The organism is Zhihengliuella alba (genome assembly GCF_039538765.1).
GTDB classification, from domain to species: Bacteria; Actinomycetota; Actinomycetes; order Actinomycetales; family Micrococcaceae; genus Zhihengliuella; species Zhihengliuella alba.
This window is the reverse complement of record NZ_BAABCJ010000001.1, coordinates 380,713-396,370: the sequence shown is the minus strand read 5'-3', so window position 1 is coordinate 396,370 and position 15,658 is coordinate 380,713. Positions and strand designations below refer to the sequence as shown.

General features: G+C 71.4%; 13 protein-coding genes. 7 read left to right on the top strand and 6 right to left on the bottom strand.

What is annotated here, in order from left to right:
- Positions 1-162: 162 nt before the first annotated feature.
- Entirely contained in the window at positions 163-855 is a 693-nt protein-coding gene (locus tag ABD784_RS01735; protein WP_344879058.1) for an MBL fold metallo-hydrolase, read from the top strand.
- Between the two features lie 34 nt (positions 856-889).
- The gene (locus ABD784_RS01730) at positions 890-3,424 is read left to right on the top strand and encodes a DEAD/DEAH box helicase (RefSeq protein ID WP_344879054.1); all 2,535 of its coding nucleotides are present in this window, start codon (positions 890-892) and stop codon (positions 3,422-3,424) included.
- Between the two features lie 114 nt (positions 3,425-3,538).
- Here ABD784_RS01730 and ABD784_RS01725 read toward each other — a convergent pair whose 3' ends face one another.
- Entirely contained in the window at positions 3,539-4,381 is an 843-nt protein-coding gene (locus tag ABD784_RS01725) for a metal-dependent hydrolase (protein WP_344879050.1), read from the bottom strand.
- Positions 4,381-5,499 carry a Nif3-like dinuclear metal center hexameric protein gene (locus tag ABD784_RS01720; protein ID WP_344879048.1) on the bottom strand — a complete coding sequence of 373 codons (1,119 nt, stop codon included), beginning with the start codon at positions 5,497-5,499 and terminating at the stop codon, positions 4,381-4,383. The genes ABD784_RS01725 and ABD784_RS01720 overlap by 1 nt, the downstream gene beginning before the upstream one ends.
- A gap of 118 nt (positions 5,500-5,617) precedes the next feature.
- Here ABD784_RS01720 and msrA point away from each other — a divergent pair, with 118 nt between their 5' ends.
- The 3 genes from msrA (at position 5,618) to epsC (ending at position 7,824) form a co-directional block, all read left to right on the top strand.
- A complete protein-coding gene (gene msrA, locus ABD784_RS01715; RefSeq protein WP_344879044.1) occupies positions 5,618-6,184 on the top strand; it encodes a peptide-methionine (S)-S-oxide reductase MsrA in 567 nt (188 codons plus the stop codon).
- A gap of 100 nt (positions 6,185-6,284) precedes the next feature.
- Entirely contained in the window at positions 6,285-7,217 is a 933-nt protein-coding gene (gene cysK / locus ABD784_RS01710) for a cysteine synthase A (protein WP_344879041.1), read from the top strand.
- Between the two features lie 22 nt (positions 7,218-7,239).
- A complete protein-coding gene (gene epsC, locus ABD784_RS01705) occupies positions 7,240-7,824 on the top strand; it encodes a serine O-acetyltransferase EpsC (protein WP_344879038.1) in 585 nt (194 codons plus the stop codon).
- 101 nt (positions 7,825-7,925) lie between these two features.
- On the opposite strand, the gene rpsD is transcribed toward epsC, so the two are convergent.
- Both rpsD and ABD784_RS01695 read right to left on the bottom strand, forming a co-directional pair.
- The gene (rpsD, locus tag ABD784_RS01700; protein ID WP_344879035.1) at positions 7,926-8,552 is read right to left on the bottom strand and encodes a 30S ribosomal protein S4; all 627 of its coding nucleotides are present in this window, start codon (positions 8,550-8,552) and stop codon (positions 7,926-7,928) included.
- A gap of 202 nt (positions 8,553-8,754) precedes the next feature.
- On the bottom strand, positions 8,755-10,182 hold the full coding sequence (locus ABD784_RS01695; RefSeq protein WP_344879032.1) for a replication-associated recombination protein A: 1,428 nt from the start codon (positions 10,180-10,182) through the stop codon (positions 8,755-8,757).
- A 111-nt stretch (positions 10,183-10,293) separates the two neighbouring features.
- Between ABD784_RS01695 and dtd the strand changes: the two genes are divergently transcribed.
- Positions 10,294-10,728, top strand: a complete 435-nt coding sequence (dtd, locus tag ABD784_RS01690; RefSeq protein WP_344879029.1) for a D-aminoacyl-tRNA deacylase — start codon at positions 10,294-10,296, stop codon at positions 10,726-10,728.
- Positions 10,729-10,904: 176 nt separating this feature from the next.
- On the opposite strand, the gene aspS is transcribed toward dtd, so the two are convergent.
- Positions 10,905-12,713, bottom strand: coding sequence for an aspartate--tRNA ligase (gene aspS / locus ABD784_RS01685; protein WP_344879026.1), 1,809 nt, complete (start codon positions 12,711-12,713; stop codon positions 10,905-10,907).
- Positions 12,714-12,858: 145 nt separating this feature from the next.
- On the opposite strand from aspS, the gene ABD784_RS01680 reads away from it, so the two are divergent.
- On the top strand, positions 12,859-14,205 hold the full coding sequence (locus tag ABD784_RS01680; protein WP_344879022.1) for an APC family permease: 1,347 nt from the start codon (positions 12,859-12,861) through the stop codon (positions 14,203-14,205).
- Positions 14,206-14,314: 109 nt separating this feature from the next.
- Here ABD784_RS01680 and hisS read toward each other — a convergent pair whose 3' ends face one another.
- Positions 14,315-15,649, bottom strand: a complete 1,335-nt coding sequence (gene hisS, locus ABD784_RS01675) for a histidine--tRNA ligase (protein ID WP_344879019.1) — start codon at positions 15,647-15,649, stop codon at positions 14,315-14,317.
- Between the last annotated feature and the right edge of the window lie 9 nt (positions 15,650-15,658).

The following is a 15,658-nucleotide window of genomic DNA, read 5'->3' as shown; positions in this document are numbered from 1 at the left end:
CCTGCCGCAGGAACTCGGCGTTCGCGTCCCTCTGTCCACATCCTGTGCAGACACCACCCACAACTTGGACCCGCCGCGTGTCGCCGCCGCGTCGGCGTGTCGTCCGCGGTGCCGGATCACCCCTCCTTGCGAGCAACCTCACCCGTGGCGTAGGAAGAGCGCATGGACTCCCCCAGCGCCCCCGCCCACGACCTCGAGCACGCCACCGTGCTCACCCTCAGCGTCTCCGAGATGGACAACAACGTGTACCTGGTGACCTCCAAGGCCACCGGCGCCCAACTCCTCATCGATGCCGCCGCCGACGCCCCGGCCATCGAGGGCCTGGTCCGGTCCGGCGCCGGCGACGCGGCCGCCCCGGCCCGCGTCGAGGTCATCGCCACCACGCACCAGCACTGGGACCATGTCCGCGCACTGGCCTCCCTCGCCCGGTCCACCGGTGCCGAGCTGGCCGCCGGGACGGACGACGCCGCCGCGATCGAGGAGAGCGAGTCCGTCACGGTCGGGCACCGGCTCGCCCACGGCGACACGCTCTCCGTCGGAGACCTCGAACTGTCCTGCGTGCACCTGCGCGGCCATACCCCCGGTTCCATCGCCCTGGTCCTGCGGGACCGGCCCGCCGGATCGCCCGAGGACGCCGAGGCAGCGACCCTCGTCTTCTCCGGGGACAGCCTCTTCCCCGGCGGCGTCGGCAACACGGGCGGGGACGCGTCCCGCTTCGCCCAGCTGTACGACGACGTCTCGAGCCGCCTGTTCGACGCGTACGACGACGCCGTCGTCCTGCCCGGGCACGGCGCCCCGACCACGCTCGCCGCCGAGCGCCCGTCCCTCCCGGAGTGGCGCGCCCGCGGGTGGTAGCTGCCCGGGCGCGCCCGGATAGGGTGGAGGCACCATGAATCTCATCGACTTGCTGCCCTCCGGATCCCACGGTGCCACACCGGAGACGACCTACGAGTCCTTCCTGCGGTGGGTCGAGGACCGCGGCATCGGACTCTACCCCGCACAGGACGAGGCCGTCATGGAGCTCGTCCAGGGGAACAACGTCATCCTGGCCACACCCACGGGGTCGGGGAAGTCGCTCGTGGCGGTCGCCGCGCACTTCTACTCCCTCACGCGGGGTGAGGTCAGCTTCTACACGGCGCCGATCAAGGCGCTCGTCTCCGAGAAGTTCTTCGCCCTCTGCGACATCTTCGGCGCCGATAATGTCGGCCTCATCACGGGGGACTCGTCGGTGAACGCCGATGCGCCGATCATCTGCTGCACGGCCGAGATCCTGGCCAACATGGCCCTGCGCGAGGGCGACCAGGCCGATGTCGGCACCGTGGTCATGGACGAGTTCCATTTCTACTCGGATCCGCAGCGCGGCTGGGCCTGGCAGCTGCCGCTGCTCGAGCTGCCCCAGTCCCAGTTCCTCCTGATGTCGGCCACGCTCGGTGACGTGACGCGGTTCGAGGACGAGCTCACCGCCCGGACGGGACGGCACACCACGACGGTCGCCCACGCCGAGCGCCCCATCCCGCTGCACTTCTACTATTCCGAGCAGCCGGTGCAGGAGCAGGTCGAGGAACTCCTCAGCACGCGCCAGACCCCGGTCTACATCGTGCACTTCAGCCAGCTCGACGCGATCGAGCGCGCCCAGGGGCTGTTGAGCGTGGCGATCTGCACGAGGGAGGAGAAGGAGCGCATCGCGGAGCTCGTCGGCGGCTTCCGCTTCTCGGCCGGGTTCGGCAAGACCCTCAACAAGCTCGTCCGGCACGGCATCGGCGTCCACCACGCCGGGATGCTGCCCAAGTACCGCCGGCTCGTGGAGCAGCTCGCCCAGGCCGGCCTGCTGAAGGTCATCTGCGGAACCGACACCCTCGGCGTCGGGATCAACGTGCCCATCCGGACCGTTCTCATCACCGCGCTGACCAAGTTCGACGGCACACGCATGCGGGCCCTGAACGCCCGCGAGTTCCATCAGATCGCCGGCCGCGCCGGGCGGGCCGGTTTCGACACCGCCGGCACGGTGGTGGTGCAGGCGCCCGAGTACGTGATCGAGAACAAGAAGGCCATAGAGAAGGCCGTCGCCAAATTCGGGGACGACTCCAAGAAGCTCCGGCAGATCCCCAAGAAGAAGGCGCCCCAGGGATTCGTCTCCTGGAGCGACAAGACCTTCGACCGGCTGGTCTCGGCGACCCCGGAGCCGCTCACCTCGAGCTTCAAGATCACGCACGCGATGATCATGAACCTCTTGGAGCGCCCCGGCGACTCGTTCGCCGCGGCCCGACGGCTGCTCACCGAGAACCACGAGACGCCCACGCGCCAGCGGGTCCTCCAGCGTCAGGCCCTCGGGATCCTGCGCGAGCTCATGGCGACCGGCGTCGTCGTCCGGCGGCAGGAGCCCGATGAGTACGGCAACATGCTGGCGCTGACCGTCGACCTGCCGCAGAACTTCGCCCTCAACCAGCCCCTCTCCCCCTTCGCCCTGGCGGCCTTCGAGCTGCTGGACCGGGAGGCGCCGTCGTACGCGCTCGACGTGGTCTCCATCGTCGAGGCGACCCTCGACGACCCGCGCCAGGTGCTCTCGCTGCAGGAGAAGAAGGCCCGCGGCGAGGCGATCGCCCGGATGAAGGCCGACGGCGTCGGCTACGACGAGCGCATGAACGCTCTGGACGAGATCACCTACGCCAAGCCCCTCGCGGACCTCCTCGAGGAGAACTTCGAGACGTACCGCCACGGAGCCCCGTGGCTGGGCGACTTCGAGCTGGCGCCCAAGTCGGTGGTCCGGGACATGTACGAGCGCGCGATGTCCTTCACCGACTACGTGAACTTCTACCAGCTGGCCCGTTCCGAGGGCGTGCTGCTGCGCTACCTGACCGACGCCTACAAGGCGCTGCAGCAGACCGTGCCGCAGGACGCGCTGCGCGAGGACCTCGAGGACCTCGTCGCGTGGCTCGGCGAGATGGTGCGCCAGATCGACTCGAGCCTGCTCGACGAGTGGGAGCAGCTGTCCCGCGGCGACATGCCGGAGGACCACCGCGACGAGATCGTGCCGCCCGAGCCGGAGCGGCTGACCTCCAACGAGCGCGCGTTCCGCGTGATGGTCCGGAACGAGATGTTCCGGCGCGTGCAGCTCTTCGCCGACGAGCAGGAGCAGTCGCTGGGCGAGCTGGACGCCGCCGCCGGGTTCGACGCCGACGCCTGGGCCGACGCGATGGACGAGTACTTCGACGAGCACGAGGACATCGACGACGGCCCCGGCGGGCGCGGCCAGGAGTACTTCATCCTCACGCAGGGCCGCGAGCGGTGGACCGTGCGCCAGATCTTCAAGGATCCGGCCGGGCACAAGGACTGGGGCATCGATGCCTACGTCGACCTGGCGGCCTCCGACGAGGCGGGCGAGGCGGTCGTGACCGTCACGCGCATCGGACGCCTGGACGGCTGACCCCCGGGCCCCGGCGACCGCGGAGGCGGAACGGGTCCGTCAGACGGTCCTCCGGAGCTCCGCGGCGCTGGATCCCGACGGCCCGGGTCCCGACGGGTCCCGACGGCTCGCGGGTCAGCCGCCCGTGGCCGCCGCGATCATCGTCGCCACGCTGATGCCGGTCCCGAGCAGGGCGTAGGCCGCCACGGGCACCGAGAACACCCACTCGCGCCAGGAGCCGGTGGCTCCGAGCACGGGGACGGCCACATGCCCGTTGCGGCGCCAGACACTGTTCACCACGGGGGCGTGGTGGAGGCTCCGCGGTCGCTTCCAGCGCAGCGGCCAGAGAGGATTGACTCCCCCGATCGTCAGCATGTCGCCGAGGATGTGGGCGGCGACGCCCACGCCGATGGCGGCGACGAACCACCGCGGGTCCTCCGGGCTGAAGAGCGCGACGGCGGCCCCGCAGAGCGCACCGACGACCCACGGGGTGCGCTGGAGCCGGTCCGGGATGAAGCGCAGGGCCTTGGCCGCGAGCGAGGCGAGCAGGATCGTGCAGAGCCCGGGCCCCACGTCGATCCGGCCGACGCCGGGCGAGTCGAGCTGCCAGAGCCCGGCGAGCCAGGCGACCACCATGAACGCGGCGATGCCGAGCAGCGAGTGGGTGCCCTGCCGGTGTCCGCCGGCGATCCGGCCGAGGAAGACCGACAGCGCATTGGTCACCGGCGGCAGCGAGCGGGCGATGGTCGCGTGCCGGTGGTCCGCGTCGGGCAGCAGCGCGGCGCCGGCGCAGACTAGTGCACCCGTCGCCACCCCGCCGGGTGCGTCGCCGAAGAGCCCGAGGCCCAGCGTGAGCGACTCCGGGACGGCGGCCCCCAGGACCGGGACGGCGTGGAGCCAGTCGAGGCGCACGGTGGCCTCGGACGCGAGCGCGACCCAGGCCGCCGCCCCGCAGGCGGCGTGATTTCCTCCCAGCACTACGGGGTGAGGACGAAGTCCCAGGGATCGGTATTGATCCCGCTGACCATGAGCTCGACGTCGAAGTCCTGGTCCAGCAGGACGTTCTCGAGCGCCTCGGCCGCCGCCGGCAGCCACAGCCACTCGCTGGCGAAGTGGGAGACGTCGATCAGGAACGGCCGTTCCCCGCGCGCGGTCTCCCGGGCCTCGGAGGCGGGGTGGTGACGCAGATCGGCCGTGACATAGACGTCGGCGTTCGCGCCGCGGACGGCGTCGAACAGGCTGTCACCGGCGCCGCCGCACACGGCGATCCGGCTGACGACGGCGTCGGCGTCTCCGGCCACGCGCACTCCCCCGGCGACGGCCGGCATCGCCGAGAAGACCCGCCGGGCGAAGTCGCCGAGCGTCGTCGCCTGCTCGAGGCGCCCCACCCGCCCGATGCCCTCCTCGGGGAGTCCGGCGTCGGCGACCGCGAGCGGTTCGACGTCCGTGAGCCCGAGGATGTCGGCCAGGACGTCGGAGACGCCCCCGACGGCGGAGTCACCATTGGTGTGGATCGTGAGCAGCGCGCACCCACCCTCGATGAGCTCGTGGACCACCTCGCCCTTGGCCGTGTTGTCGGCGACGGAGTTCACCCCGCGGAGCAGGAGGGGGTGGTGCGTGATGAGCAGGTCGACCTCGCGGCGGACGGCGTCGCGCGCGACCTCCAGCGTCGGGTCGACGGCGAACATGATGCGCCGCACGGGGCGGTGGATGCGGCCGGCCACCAGGCCGACGCGGTCCCACTGCTCGGCGAGCGAGGCGGGCCAGAGCTCCTCGACGGCCACCAGGACATCGCCCAGCGTGGGAGCCGGTCCGCTCTCCTGGTCCTCGGCCTCCGGGCCCGCCGTCTCCGCCGCTGAACCCGAGGCGGCGTCGGCCACCGGGGTGCCCTGGCCGTCCGCGGAGGCCGGATCCACCGGGGCCCCGCCGTCGTTCGTGGAGGCCTCCGGCGCGTCGGCCTGCTCAGCGGTCGTCCCGTCCTCCACCGCACCGGCCTCGGCCGTCCGGTCGGGCGATCCGTCCGTGGGCGTGGACTCCGGTCGAGTGGCCTGTGGATCCTCAGGCGTGGCGGCGTCGTTGCGCGATTCGTCCTGCATGCGTCTACCGTACCGGCGGGCGGCCGCACCGGGGCGCTGCCGTGCCGTTGCACCATCGTGCGCCACGTCACAGGCGCCGCGAAGGAATGCCTGCCCGGACCCGGACGTTGACCAGACTGTGACTGATACGAACCGCCAGCCATCGGACCGTGCCGCGACCTACTACCTCGGCGGAGGGTGCTTCTGGTGCCTCGACGCCGTCTACCGGAAGATCCGCGGCGTCGTCGACGTCGTCTCCGGATATCAGGGCGGGCACACGCCCGATCCCCACTACCGCGAGATCTGCGGCGGTCACACCGGCCACGCGGAGGTGGTCGCCGTGACGTTCGATCCGGAGGTGGTGCCGAGCGATGTCATCCTGTCGATCTTCTTCTCGATGCACGATCCGACCACGCTGAACCGTCAGGGGTACGACGTCGGCACGCAGTACCGCTCCGTCATGTTCTACACGGACGAGGAGCAGCGCAGGACCTTCCAGGCCGCGATCGAGCGGCATCAGGGAGACTGGGCCGCACCGATCGTGACCGAGGTGTCGCGGGCGCCGAGATTCTATCCAGCCGAGGACGTCCACCAGGACTTCTACGCGAAGAACCCCGGCGAGGGTTATTGCCAGGTCATAATCAACCCCAAGTTGAGCAAGGCGAGACAGTATTACGCCCCGTGGCTCATGGCCGCTCAGCACTGACTGGCGAACCTCGCGCCGGAGAATAGGGTGGACGCGTATGTGAGGGCGCGTCAGAGGCATCGCAGCACGCCCCGCTCCGAACCATCAGATAGGACAGTTCATGGGCAAGATCTATGACAACGTGACCGAACTCGTGGGCCGCACGCCGCTCGTGCGGCTCAACCGGCTCGCCGAGGGGCTCCCCGGGGACATCGCTGTGAAGCTGGAGTTCTTCAACCCCGCCAACAGCGTCAAGGACCGCATCGGCGTGGCGATCATCAACGCCGCCGAGCAGGCCGGCGAGCTCCGTCCGGGCGGGACCATCGTGGAGGGCACGTCCGGCAACACGGGCATCGCGCTGGCCATGGTCGGCGCCGCCCGCGGTTACCGGGTCATCCTGACGATGCCGGAGACCATGTCCACCGAGCGTCGCGTCATGCTCCGCGCCTTCGGCGCCGAGATCGTCCTGACGCCGGGCTCCGAGGGCATGCGCGGCGCTGTCGAGAAGGCCAAGCAGATCGTGGCCACGACGGAGAACGCCATCTGGGCGCGCCAGTTCGCGAACCCGGCCAACGCCGAGATCCACCGCGCCACCACCGGCCAGGAGATCTGGGACGACACGGATGGCGCGGTCGACGTCCTCGTGTCCGGCATCGGCACCGGCGGCACCATCACCGGCGCGGGCAACCTCCTCAAAGAGCTGAAGCCCTCCGTGAAGGTCGTCGCGGTGGAACCCAAGGACTCCGCCATCCTCAATGGCGGGACGCCCGGCCCGCACAAGATCCAAGGCCTGGGCGCGAACTTCGTGCCCGAGATCCTGGACACCAACGTCTACGACGAGGTGCTGGACGCGACCGTCGAGGACTCCGTCTCCACGGCACGCGAGCTCGGCACGCAGGAGGGCATCCTGGGCGGCATCTCCTCGGGTGCGGCGGTCTGGGGGGCGCTGCAGATCGCTGCTCGGCCCGAGAGCCAGGGCAAGCTGATCGTGGCCGTCGTGCCGGACTTCGGCGAACGCTACATCTCCACCCTGCTGTACGACGACATCCGCTGAACCGAAGGCTAGGCACCCCCACGTGAGTTTCCTGTCCCGGCTGAAAGAGGATCTGGTCGGCGCCCGCGCCCACGACCCCGCGGCGCGCGGCGACGTCGAGAACTTCCTGGCGTACCCGGGCCTTCACGCGATCTGGTTCCACCGCATCGCGCACCGCCTGTGGCAACGGCCCGGGCTGCGCCTGCCGGCCCGGTTGCTGTCCCAGTTCGCGCGGTTCCTGACGGGGATCGAGATCCACCCGGGAGCGACGATCGGCCGGCGGTTCTTCATCGACCACGGTTCCGGGGTCGTGATCGGCGAGACGGCCGAGGTGGGCGACGACGTGATGCTCTACCACGGTGTGACCCTCGGCGGCCGCTCGCTGGCCAAGACCAAGCGGCACCCCACGATCGGCGACCGGGTCGTGATCGGTGCGGGCGCCAAGGTCCTCGGACCGATCACGATCGGCTCGGACTCGGCGATCGGCGCGAACGCCGTGGTGGTGAAGGACGCTCCCCCGCACTCGATCGTGACGGGCATCCCGGCGACCAACCGTCCGCGGCGTCCGGAGGAGCACAAGCCTGCCGTCGATCCGGCGGAGTACGTGGACCCGGCCATCTGGATCTGACGGGACCCGGACGCGAAGAAGCCCCGCGGCGACTGCCGCGGGGCTTCTTCGCATGAGGCCGTCCCCACCCGGAGGTGGGGACGGCCTCCGATCCCGAGGGATCAGCGGGCGTAGTACTCGACCACGAGGTTCTCTTCGCAGGTCACGGGGACCTCGGAGCGCTTCGGGCGACGGACGAGCGTGGCCTGCAGCGACTCGAGCTTGACGTCCAGGTAGGACGGCACGGTCGGGAGGACGTCGCGGTGGGCGCCGGCCGCTGCGAGCTGGAACGGCTCGAACTTCTCGGAGCGCTCGTGGACCGCGATGACCTGGCCCTCGGTGACGCGGAAGGACGGGCGGTCCACGCGCTTGCCGTCGACGTTGATGTGGCGGTGCACGACCAGCTGGCGGGCGTGGGCGATGGTGCGGGCGAAGCCGGCACGCAGGACCAGGGCGTCCAGACGCATCTCGAGCAGCTCGACCAGGTTCTCACCGGTCAGGCCGGAGGTACGGCGGGCTTCCTCGAAGACGCGCGTCATCTGCGCCTCGCGGATGCCGTACTGGGCGCGCAGACGCTGCTTCTCGCGCAGACGGACTGCGTAGTCGCTGTCCTGCTTCTTGCGGGCGCGTCCGTGCTGGCCGGGGCCGTACGGGCGACGCTCCATGTACTTCTCTGCCTTGGGGGTCAGAGCGATGCCGAGGGCTCGCGAGATGCGAACCTTGCGGCGGGCACGGGTGTTGTTAGCCACGTGTCTCCTACTTTCGTTCGGCGGCTGCTTCCACGCTGGCCTCCATGATGGAGAGTTTCGGGGAGCCGCGCCCCGGAGTCCTACAACCGTCGAACCGGCCGGCCGCCGGAGCGGTCATCGGGCACGGAAAATCAACGGCTTGCCAGCCGACGTACCATCCTAGCACGCACGCCCGGGCGGCCCCGGGCGGCGGCCTCCGGGTTCAGCGGCCGCGGATGATCTCCCGCAGCCGGGCCAACCGCTCGGAGATGGAGCGCTCGGCGCCGTTCCCCGTCGGCGAGTAGTAATCGTGGCCCACGAGGTCGTCGGGGGCGTACTGCTGCTCCGCGACCCCGTGCGGTGCGTCGTGGGAGTACTCGTACCCGGCCCCGTGGCCGAGCTGCTTGGCCCCGGGGTAGTGGGCGTCGCGCAGATGGGCGGGCACCCCCTTGCCCCGTCCCCCGCGCACATCGGCGATGGCCGCGTCCAACGCCTTGTACGAGGCGTTCGACTTCGGGGCGGTGGCGAGATGGACGACCGCCTGCGCGAGCACGATACGGCCCTCGGGCATGCCGATGAGCTGCACCGCCTGCGCCGCCGACACCGCCATCGGCAGGGCGGTCGGGTCCGCCATGCCGACGTCCTCGCTGGCGCTGATGATGATCCGCCGGGCGATGAACCTCGGGTCCTCGCCCGCCTCGATCATCTTGGCCAGATAGTGCAGCGAGGCATCCACGTCGGAACCGCGGATGGATTTGATGAACGCACTGACGACGTCGTAGTGCTGGTCCCCGGCGCGGTCGTAGCGCTGGGCCGCCACATCCATGGCGCGCTCGGCGTCCTCCAGCGTGACGACCGCGCCGTCGCCGTCCGTCCCCTCGCCCGGCGCACCGTCATCCCCACCGCCCTCGCCGGCCACAGGACCTCCGGGCCCGCTGAGAGCGACGGCGGCGGCCGCCTCCAGGGCGGTCAGCGAGCGCCGCGCGTCGCCTCCGGAGAGCTTGACCAGGTGCTCGAGTGCCTCGTCGGTCAGGCTCACCGAGCCGTTGAGGCCCCGCTCCTCCTCGACCGCCCGGACCAGCAGGCTGCGGATGTCCTGGTCCTCCAGCGGCTTCAGGGTCAGCAGCAGCGAGCGCGAGAGCAGCGGCGAGACGACGGAGAAGGACGGGTTCTCGGTGGTGGCCGCGACGAGGACCACCCAGCCGTTCTCCACGCCGGGCAGGAGCGCGTCCTGCTGCGCCTTGTTGAACCGGTGGATCTCGTCGAGGAAGAGGACGGTGGTCCGTCCGTTGAGATCGCGGTCGGTCAACGCCTGGCTCATGACGCGGCGGACGTCCTTCACGCCGGCGGTGATGGCGGAGAGCTCCACGAACTTCCTGCCGGGCCCTCGCGCGATCACGTGGGCGAGGGTGGTCTTGCCCGTGCCGGGCGGGCCCCAGAGGATGACGCTGGTCAGGCCCGCGGGGCCGGCCTTGGCGCCCTGCGCCAGCTGGCGCAGGGGCGAGCCGGGACCGAGCAGATGCTGCTGCCCCACCAATTCGTCGAGACTGCGCGGGCGCATGCGCACCGCGAGCGGGGGCAGGGGACGGGTCCCGCCGTCGTCCGGCTCGCCGTCGTCGAAGGCCGCCAGGCCGCTGAACAAGTCACTCACGACTCCACCCTACTCATCCGGACCCACCGGATGGCCCGCGTTCGCCCTCGGGTGGAGCCCCGGTAGAGTCGCGTCCGGCACACCACGGACCGGACCACGGGAGGGACGAGCATGAAGGCGGTCGCGCAGCGCGTAGCGGAGGCACGGGTGACGGTCGAGGGCGAGCTCGTCGGATCGATCGGACCCGGCCTGCTCCTGCTGTTCGGGGTCACGCACGACGACGGCCCGGACGAGGCCGTCCGGCTCGCCGAGAAGATCTGGCGGCTCCGGATGCTCGAGGACGAGCAGTCCTGCGAGAGCGCAGGGGCCCCGTTGCTCGTCGTCAGCCAGTTCACCCTGTACGGGGACGTGCGCAAGGGGCGCCGCCCCTCCTGGTCGCGGGCCGCCGGGCGCAGCCACTCGGAGCCGCTCTACGAGGCGTTCGTCGAGCACCTCCGCTCGCTGGGCGCGGAGGTCGAGACCGGCGCGTTCGGGGCCATGATGGACGTGGCCAGCGTGAACTCGGGGCCGTTCACCCTCATCGTCGACACCGCTGACCTGCCGTAGGCCGCGCGCGCCCGGCTCCTGAGACACCGCCTGCTCGGTCACGCGGGTGAACCCCGGTCCCGACGCAGAACGACGGCGGCCGCGCCACCTCGCCGATCCCGGGTCCTGGGTCCGATCCGAGCGGGAGGGGCGCGGCCGCCGTCGTGCGTCCGGCACGCGGTGCCGGGGCGCCGCCGCTACTTGGCGGCGGCCGTCTGCTCCGCCGTCTCCGCGGAGTCTGCCTTCTTCGGCTCCGGCCGGGCATCCACTCCGGCCTCCTTGCGCTGCTGCGGCGTGATGGGGGCCGGGGCACTGGTGAGCGGGTCGAAGCCGCCGCCGGTCTTCGGGAACGCGATGACGTCGCGGATCGACTCGGAGTCGGTCAGCAGCTGCAGCACGCGGTCCCAGCCGAACGCGATGCCGCCGTGGGGCGGGGCGCCGTACTTGAAGCCCTCGAGCAGGAACCCGAACTTGGTCTGCGCGGACTCCTCGTCCAGGCCCATCAGGCGGAAGACGCGCTCCTGGACCTCGCGGTCGTGGATACGGATGGAGCCGCCGCCGATCTCGTTGCCGTTGCAGACGATGTCGTAGGCGTAGGACAGCGCGCTGGCCGGGTCCTGGTCGAACGTCTCCAGGTGCTCCGGCTTCGGCGACGTGAAGGCGTGGTGGACGGCGGTCCACTTGCCGGCGCCGACGGCGACGTCGCCCGAGGCGACCGCGTCCTCGGCGGACTCGAACATCGGCGCGTCCACGACCCACACGAACGCCCAGTCGCCCTCGGCGATCTGGCCGGTGCGGTGGCCGATCTCCACGCGGGCGGCACCGAGCAGCGCGCGGGAGGTCCGGGCCTCGCCCGCGGCGAAGAAGATGCAGTCGCCCGGCGCGGCGCCGACGGTGCCCGCGAGGTTCTCGCGCTCGAACTCCGTCAGGTTCTTCGCCACCGGGCCCGTGAGGGTCCCGTCCTCCTGGACGAGCACGTACGCGAGGCCCTTGGCGCCGCGCTGCTTGGCCCACTCCTGCCACGCGTCGAGCGTGCGGCGCGGCTGCGAGGCGCCGCCCGGCATGACCACGGCACCGACGTACGGGGCCTGGAAGACCCGGAAGGTGGTGTCCTTGAAGAAGTCGGTCAGCTCCGTCAGCTCGAGGCCGAACCGCAGGTCCGGCTTGTCCGAGCCGTACTTCTCCATCGCCTCGGCGTAGGTCATGCGGCGGATCGGCGTCTCGATGTCGACGTCGATCAGCCCCCACAGGGCCTTGACGATCTTCTCGCCGAGCTCGATGACGTCGTCCTGCTCCACGAACGACGCCTCGATGTCCAGCTGCGTGAACTCGGGCTGGCGGTCCGCCCGGAAGTCCTCGTCGCGGTAGCAGCGGGCGATCTGGTAGTACTTCTCGAAGCCGCCGACCTGCAGGAGCTGCTTGAACAGCTGGGGCGACTGCGGCAGCGCGTACCAGGAGCCGGGGGCCAGACGCGCCGGGACCAGGAAGTCGCGGGCGCCCTCCGGCGTGGAGCGCGTCAGGGTCGGCGTCTCGATCTCGATGTAGCCCTCGGTGTGCAGGACGTCGCGCGCCACCCGGTTGGCCTCGGAGCGGAGCCGGATGTTGCGGGCCGGCCGCGGACGGCGCAGGTCCAGGTAGCGGTGGCGCAGACGCGCCTCCTCGCCGACCTCGACGTGCTCGTCGATCTGGAACGGCAGCGGAGCCGACGTGTTCAGCACGGTCACGGTCTCGGCCATGACCTCGATCTCGCCCGTATCCAGCGCCGGGTTCTCGTTGCCCTCGGGGCGCCGCTCCACGGTGCCGACCACCTGGAGGACGAACTCGTTGCGCAGCGCGTGGAAGTCGTCCTCATTGCGCACCACCACCTGGGCCACGCCGGAGGCGTCGCGCAGGTCGAGGAAGGCCACGCCTCCGTGGTCCCTCCGCCGGGCGACCCAGCCTGCCAAGGTGACGGTCTGGTCAATGTGCTCTGCCCTGAGGGTTCCCAGGTCGTGAGTGCGCAGCACTGCGGTCCTTTCATAAGGGGTGAAGTCGAATCCCGCACGAGTTTACCGCTTCGGGCCAGCGCGCTCGTTTACCCTCTGTACAGATGCGCGCGGCATGCTGGGGCGTCGACCGGGCAGCCGCGGGGTGCCGGACTGGAGGAAGCGCATGACGGGAAGCAGCGTGGCCCACGGCCGGCTCGAGCGACGCCTGGGCGTCCTGGACGCCAGCGCGATCGGCGTGGGGTCCATGGTGGGGGCCGGCGTCTTCGTCGTGCTCGCCCCCGCGGCCCGGGCGGCAGGCGATCTCCTGCTGGCCGCCGTGCTCGTCGCGGCCGCGCTCGCGCTGGCGAACGCCCTGTCGACGGCGGCGCTGGCCTCCGTGCATCCGACCTCCGGGGGCGCCTACGCCTACGGTCGGGAGGAGCTCGGCGCCTGGCCCGGCTTCATCGCCGGGTGGGGCTTCGTCACCGGCAAGACGGCTTCCTGCGCCGCCATGGCTCTGGCGCTGGGCGCGTACCTCCAGCCCGACGCCGCCCGGCTGTGGGCCTCGGCCGCCGTCGTGCTGGTGACGGCGGTGAACCTGCTGGGCGTCACGCGCACGGCGGCCGCGGCGAAGATCCTCGTCCTGCCGGTCCTCGCGGTCCTCGTGTGGATCGCCGTGGCCGCGCTGGGCGCCGATCCCTCCGCCGCGGCGGCCGCGGCCCCGCAGCCCGGCACGCCCGGCGACGGCCCGGCCAGCGGATCGATGACCGGCATGCTCCAGGCGGCAGGACTCCTCTTCTTCGCCTACGCCGGGTACGCCCGCGTAGCGACGCTCGGCGAGGAGGTCCGGAACCCGCGGCGCACCATCCCGCTCGCGGTGATCGCGGCGCTGACCACGACGGTCGCGCTGTATCTGCTGCTCGCCATCGCCCTGTCCCGGTTCCTCGGCCTGCCGGGGCTCGCGGCCAGCGCCGCGCCGATCGCCGACGCCGGCCGGGCACTCGGCCTCCCGCCCACCGTCGTCGTGGCGGCGGCGTGCGTGGCGATCCTCGGCGCCCTGCTCTCTCTGGTGGCGGGCGTGTCCCGGACGCTGCTGGCCATGGCCCGGGAGGGTGACGTCCCGTCGGCCCTGGCCCGGATCGCCTCGCTCCGCGAGCTCCTCTCCCCCGGCACGCGCACCTCGATGCCGGCCGGGAGCCCGTCCGGTCGGCACCCCGTGCCCTGGGCGGGACAGGTCGCGGTGGGCCTGCTGGTCCTGGTGCTCGTCCAACTCGGGGACCTGGCCACGGTCATCGGGTTCTCGAGCTTCGGCGTCCTGGTGTACTACGGCGTCGCGAACCTGTCGGCCTGGCGGCTGGGCGCCCGGCGCCCCTGGTACTGCCCACGCTGGGTACCGGCCCTCGGCGCCGTCGCGTGCACCGTGGTGGCCGTCCTGCTCCCGCCGGCCTCGGTGCTCACCATGCTGGGCGTGTTCGCCGCCGGACTCGCCTACCGGTGGGCGCGGCTCCGGCGGGGGCGGTCCAGCGGTTGACGCGACGGCGGCCGACGCCCGGACGGACGCGAGCAAGAGCCGGCGCCCCAGGCGGCTCGGACGCCCCCCTCCTCGTGCCAGGTCCGCGGCCGAGCCCCGGCGGGCCGGATCAGTTCGCGACGATGCGCGGAGCCAGGTCCTCGGCCGGCGGGGCCCAGGACGCCGGATCCGCCGGGATCTGCTCGCCGGAGCGGATGTCCTTGACCTCGTGCGCGCCGTCGGAGCCGGTGAACCAGACGAACGGGATGCCGCGCCGGTCGGCGAACTTGATCTGCTTGCCGAACTTCTCCGCAGAGGCGGCGACTTCCGCACTGATGCCGCGCGAGCGCAGCTGGGCGGCGACGTCCTGGGCCTCCGACCAGGCGTCGTCGTTCGCGAGGGTCACGTAGACGGCGGTGGGCACGCTGCGCGACGCCACTGCCGTCCCCTCGGCGAGCAGCCGCGAGACGAGTCGGCTCACACCGATCGACAGGCCGACGCCGGGGAACGTGCGGCTGCCCTTCGAGGCCAGCGACTCGTAGCGGCCGCCGGAGCAGATCGATCCGAGCTGCTCGTGGCCGACGAGCATGGTCTCGTAGACCGTCCCGGTGTAGTAGTCGAGCCCGCGGGCGATGCTCAGATCGGCGACCACGCGCCCCGGGGCGCGGCGGACCGCCATGGAGACGACCTGCGAGAGCTCGTCGAGGCCCTGCTCGAGCAGCTCGTCCTGCACGCCGAGGGCGCGGACCTGGTCCACGAAGGACATGTCCTCGGTACGGATGGCCGCGAGGGCGAGCGCAGCGTCGGCCTGCTCGCCCGTGGCGCCGAGCTCCTCCCTGAGGAGCTCCTTGACCCGGGCGGGGCCGACCTTCTCCAGCTTGTCGATGCTGCGCAGCACCCCGGCGGTGTCGTCGAGGCCCAGGCCGCGGTAGAAGCCCTCGGCGAGCTTGCGGTTGTTCACCCGCAGTTTGAAGTCGCCGATCGGCAGGGCGGAGAGGGCCTCGGCGATGACCAGCGCCAGCTCGACGTCGTACTTGAACGGCAGCGCCCCGTCGCCGACCACGTCGATGTCCGCCTGCGTGAACTCGCGGAAGCGGCCGTCCTGGGGGCGCTCGCCGCGCCAGACCTTCTGCATCTGGTAGCGCCGGAACGGAAAGTTCAGGTGCCCCGCGTTCTCCACGACGTAGCGGGCGAAAGGCACGGTCAGGTCGAAGTGCAGGGCCAGCCCGTTAGGATCCTCCGCGGTCGCCGGCTCGTCGCCCTGCAGCCGCGAGAGGCCGTAGACCTCCTTATCGATCTCGCCCTTGCGCAGCAGCTGCCCGACGGTCTCCACGGCGCGGGTCTCGACGCTGCTGAACCCGTGCAGCTCGAAGATCCGGCGGAGCGTGTCCAGGACATGGAGCTCCACGAGCCGCTCGCCGGGGAGCCATTCGGGGAAGCCGGACAGGGAGGCCTTGCGTGCCATGGGCGGGAG